Consider the following 4,559-nt stretch of genomic DNA (forward strand, 5'->3'; position numbering starts at 1 on the left):
AGCAGTTTGATTCTCTCCATGATGCCATGGATTCCGTTCTCAAAGCTGCGTCCTAACCACCTTGACTAATGCTATATATCCTAATGCCCAAATCATAGCCCTTCGGGAGCCGGTTTGACTGATGGGGTTGTACTAATCTGCCCAGGCTGTGGCGATGGTCGCGTTTGTAACTGACTCGGGGAGTAGCGAGCGATCGCTATTAACGGAAAAATGAGGGTGAATAATGCAATAACAGCACCCACCAGATCCGAAAATCCGTAGGTAGGACTTCCTGATAAACTGGCAGGTTGACCGTCTGATTCCATATAAACTGATCACACTAAAAAAACAGGTCAGACTTGGTTTACTAAGATACGCAACCTACATTTTACCATAAAAACATCGAAAAATCAACCCTCTCCCGGAGAATTTATCCATCATCTCCAAGGGTCAGGGAGCTAGTTTTTTGGCAAATCATTATATTGAGTTTGAGCCACATCCAACAATGTTAAGATCTGCTGCCATAGAGGGTCATGGGGATTAACACTAGTACTGCACTCAGTTTTGAGCTGATTTCGCAATTGGTTAAACCGACCATTAACATCGATCTTGTCGGAACCTTCCCCAGTTTCATCTGTAGGAGAAGTGGCAATAGGTTCGCTATTTTCCAAGGCTTCCTGAATATCTTGGGATGTTTCCGCCAACATCAAAGCACGATGGGCAATATTTTCAGGAAGTGATGGGCGATCTGATAAAGCAATGCGAGACAATTCCAACAGAAACTCTCGCACCTGGCCCACCCACTCAAGATCTGCTTCTTGCCATTGCCAATTAGTAGACTGGTAGAGACCCGCTTGATTTTTGATAGCGATCGCCTGTTGCGCCAGAGGTAGTGCAGAAGTCGAAACAGTACCAGGTAATTTAGGGATATCAGCTAAAGCGGCGCGAGCAACTTCAATCAACAGGTCATTCACCTGTTCTATCCATTGTCGGTCAGAATACGGTCCGTTTAACTCAGTCATTATCTAATCTAAACTTGGTTCAGGCTGAAATCTAAGATCCGGGGTTGACGACCAATTTCCTCACTACCCATCAATAGCCAACCCGCCATCTCCGAGATGGGGAGGCGCAAACCTCTCCGTTGACACACCCCCAAGCCTTGATGAGGCTTAGGGATTTTCTGATTAGTTGTGAGACCCAAAGCCCCAACAGAGAAACGGTGAGGGAAAACAGCCCCCTGCACTATTTTTCTGTGAGCTTCCAAACACCATCCCAGGTTTCACTGGGGGGCTTGGTGGTCTCATATAGTATACACCGATCGACATGAAGTTTTGCTGCTTTATTTTGAGCATCGATCGCCAAAACCGCCAAAAATTCGTGTTTAGCATTTCTAAAGGATTCCTTAGCCTTCGATGCAAATTTTTTGCGACACAGATCGATCAGTTTACGCACAGCACTAACAGCCAGGTGCGCCCCTTCATCAGCTAACATCTGCTTAGTTTCATCATTAGCAGTAAACTGCTGAAGTTTAGCGACCAGCATTTTTTTAGTTTCGCGGGGAGTTAAACCACTAAGAATTTCCTCCATCCGGTCAGCCATTTCTTCCGGTGGCGTAGCTGGTAACTGGGCCAGAGATAATCGTCGGACAGTATTTGAGCCAAGAATCTCCTCCAACTGGAGAAGGGACATCTCTTCCAACATTTGTGTTATAAGTTCACGTTCATTGTAGGAGAGTTGTTTAAGTTGGGACTGAGAAAAATCTTCCAGTTGTGCCAAAAGTGGAACGATATCGGTATCAGTGAGTTTTTCCATGGCGGGTTTCAGGTAAAATTCCCGACCCCGATGGTAGTGGTCGATAATTTGTTGTTGTTCATCAGGAATGGGCCTAGCCTGTTTTCCTTCCCGAATACCAACCAACTCATAAATCCTAACGGGCTGACTTTTACCCTTAACCGTAATCAAATCAAGTTCGCGAACAATCAGGCGATCGGCATTAGGGAGATAAGTATTTTCACTAATTACAATATCAGTTCCATATTGCTTGGTGGTACCCTCCAAGCGAGAAGCCAAGTTAACGCCATCTCCAATAGATGTCAACTCCATCCGCTTGCTAGAGCCAATATTACCACTGATTACCTCATCAGAATGCAAACCCATACCAATTTTAATAGGCATCAGTCCTTTAGACACACGCAGATCATTAAACTCTATCAAACGGTAACGCATTTCCACCGCCGCCTGCACTGCCATCCACTGATGATTTGGTAGAGGCGCAGGAGAACCAAATACAGCCATCAAAGCATCCCCAATATACTTATCTAGGGTTCCCTGATGATTCAAGACTGTATCGACCATCTCCTCAAAATATTCGTTAAGCATACTAACTACTTCCTCAGCCTGCAACTTTTCGGTGAGGGTGGTGTAGTCACGGATATCACTAAATAAAACCGTAACATCCTTACGGGTTCCCCCTAGTTTAATCTCACCACTAGCTAACAGAGATTCCGCCACAGCAGGGGTCATGTACCGATAGATCAAGTTCTTAACTTCTTTTTCCCCGCTAATATCCTCCATGACCACCAAAGCCCCGCTGACTTTTTTAGGATCATTAATGTCAGACATGGAATTGATGGACAGGTTAATACTTTGGGGAATTTCCGAAGCCCCTGATAACAGGGTTTGATCGGGATAATATTGTTGGCGGTCTTTAGCATCTTTAGGTTTCAAAGCCAAATCGAACCACCGGGCGAAATCACCATCTTTCAGGTGGATTAACTCTCGTACCGATACGCCTTGAGTTACCTGGGATTCAGTGAGTCCCAGTAATTCCATAGCACATTCATTGGTAGCAATGATCCGACCCTCCTTGTCGGAAGAAATCACTCCATTAGTCAGACTGCGGAGAATGTCTTTCTGTCTTTGCTCTTGTTCTTTGACCTTTTGGAAGAGTTTGGCATTCTGAAGAGCAATCCCAGCTTGGATATTAAAAGCCCGCATAAATTCGAGATCATTTTTATTAAAGCTGGCTTTCCATTGCTCAGGAGGCTCTGGCCAACTAGCCGGGTCGTAAGGGGCGTACTCCCCCTGTTTTTTCTTGTTAATCAGTTGGGTAACACCGATTAGTTGCTTGTCAGCATTATAAACGGGCATACACAAGAGGCTACAGGTACGATACCCGGTTTTTTGGTCGGTTTTCTTCGATTGTTCAGAGCGATGGTCTGTGTATACATCGAAGGGGATCAGTAAAGGCTCACCACTTTCGGCAACAGTTCCCGCAAATCCTGCATTTCGGGGAATCCTGATTTCGGTCAGATTGCCATTAATGGGAATTTTGGTCCACAGTTCGTCTCGGTCTTCATCTAGTAGCCACAGAGTGCTGCGATCGGCATTCATTAACTCTTTAGCCTGATCCATCACATTGGTGAGGGTTTCTTGGAGGTCGAGACTGCTTTTGCTGAGGGCATTAACGGCATTCATCAGCGCGGAAGCCGCTCGCTGTCTCTGGGTGGCTGAATAGAAGGATTTAGACGATTGCAGGATCAGCCGAATGGACGGGGCGAACTCATGGAACACCTGTTCATCTTCCCCTGTAAAGCCGATAGTATCGACTTTTTCCTGGAGGGGGGATGATGGATTAATATCGGGTTTGAGTTTGTTTAATAGTTGTACTACCGCTACTAAATCGTCATTCTCATTCAGGAGAGGCATGGCGATCATAGTGTAGGTACGATAGCCATTTTTTTCATCAAATTTTTTGGCGGCCGCCGAGCGCGGATCATCATAGAAATCGTAGGGAATATTAACGATTTTCTTATGGGTGGCTGCTTCCCCGGCAATGCCAGCACTAGCCGGAATCCTTAATTCTAAGGGTTCTCCGTCTTCTCCTTTAGCAACTATAGACCAGAGTTCGTGCTTTTCTTCGTCCATCAGCCAGATCGTGGTGCGATCGGCGTTGAGAAGTTCTCCTGTTTTAAAGGTAATCGAGGATAACATTTCGTTAAGAATTGCCTCGAATCCCTGGGCATCCAGGAGATTGTCGAGCATCGACAGGGTTTCGTTAACGGTTTTTAGTTTATTTTCAACATCTTTAACAACTTCAACAAAGGTTTCTTTTTTTAGGGGGGCTAAAAAATTAGAGAAATTCCCACTGGTGCGGGCTAACCCAGAAGATGATGGGTTATTACCATGGGGGGCTTTACCCCCTGCTGAGTTGCCCGCCGGACGACGGGAAGATGTGAAAATGTTTCCGTCTCCATCGATGACATCGACATCAACGGTAGCAGATACAGCAGGATTTTGAGGCATCGAATTGTTTGAAGATGCGGATTTCATAAACCTTTACCAACAGGTTGGATCTTTGCTCATATTCAGGGGCAATCGGTTTCAGATAGTTGAAATTAGGATGAGACCTTTCCCAAGCATGGACATATACAACTGTTTATCAGTTTATGGCCATTGTAGCCGATTGCTCAATTTGCCAAGGATTTTGCTGATAATTATAGCACAAGACAGAGAAGTTAGGACGTATAATGGCAAGGATATCTACAGAAGACCCAAAATGCCAGCCCCCTACAGTTACG

The 4,559-nt window shown here is 45.3% G+C and carries 4 protein-coding genes; all 4 read right to left on the bottom strand.

Features of this window, described 5'->3' with window-relative positions:
• Positions 1–92: 92 nt before the first annotated feature.
• The 4 genes from ACTIE0_RS22860 to ACTIE0_RS22875 all read right to left on the bottom strand — a co-directional run bounded on the left by ACTIE0_RS22860 (position 93) and on the right by ACTIE0_RS22875 (position 4,284).
• A complete protein-coding gene (locus ACTIE0_RS22860) occupies positions 93–305 on the bottom strand; it encodes a TLTLP motif-containing protein (protein WP_006625958.1) in 213 nt (70 codons plus the stop codon).
• Between the two features lie 132 nt (positions 306–437).
• Positions 438–1,001: a hypothetical protein gene (locus ACTIE0_RS22865; RefSeq protein ID WP_006625959.1), complete on the bottom strand. Its 564-nt coding sequence runs from the start codon at positions 999–1,001 to the stop codon at positions 438–440.
• 8 nt (positions 1,002–1,009) lie between these two features.
• Entirely contained in the window at positions 1,010–1,222 is a 213-nt protein-coding gene (locus tag ACTIE0_RS22870; RefSeq protein WP_006617125.1) for a hypothetical protein, read from the bottom strand.
• A complete protein-coding gene (locus ACTIE0_RS22875) occupies positions 1,222–4,284 on the bottom strand; it encodes a GAF domain-containing protein (RefSeq protein WP_006625960.1) in 3,063 nt (1,020 codons plus the stop codon). Before ACTIE0_RS22875 ends, ACTIE0_RS22870 begins: the two co-directional genes overlap by 1 nt.
• Positions 4,285–4,559: the final 275 nt, after the last annotated feature.

Origin of the sequence: Limnospira sp., assembly GCF_051859755.1 — a bacterium.
GTDB classification, from domain to species: domain Bacteria; phylum Cyanobacteriota; class Cyanobacteriia; order Cyanobacteriales; family Microcoleaceae; genus Limnospira; species Limnospira fusiformis.